The sequence below is a fragment of the Pseudoalteromonas sp. SIMBA_162 genome (assembly GCF_046535955.1).
Classification (GTDB): domain Bacteria; phylum Pseudomonadota; class Gammaproteobacteria; order Enterobacterales; family Alteromonadaceae; genus Pseudoalteromonas; species Pseudoalteromonas marina.
The window spans coordinates 1-260 of sequence record NZ_JAWJBQ010000626.1 but is presented as its reverse complement, the minus strand read 5'-3'; the positions used below and the strand labels follow the sequence as shown (position 1 = coordinate 260).

At 73.1% G+C, this 260-nt stretch carries 1 protein-coding gene; it reads right to left on the bottom strand.

All coding sequences use genetic code 11. The features are described from left to right. The coding region (locus tag R0J88_RS21175; RefSeq protein ID WP_410901054.1) for an FAD-dependent oxidoreductase at positions 1 to 242 on the bottom strand (242 nt) is incomplete at its 3' end. Positions 243 to 260 lie beyond the last annotated feature (18 nt).

Sequence of the window (260 nt, the reverse complement as noted above, 5' to 3'; positions counted from 1 at the left end):
AGCTTGACGTAGAGCGCACCCTGGCGATTGCCGGAGGCGCGCGCGCCGGGGGCTTCGGCATCGATCAGCGTGACCTGCACGCCGCGCCGCGCCAGCGCCTCGGCGCAGCTGGTGCCGGCGATACCGGCGCCGAGTACCGCGACATGCGTCTCGCGACTGACAGGCGCGGGCTGTGGGGGCTGGGTCCAGGGCTGCTCACGACGCAGCGGATGAAGGGCGCCACGCACCGCGTGCTCCTGCATGGGGGCATGACCGGATGC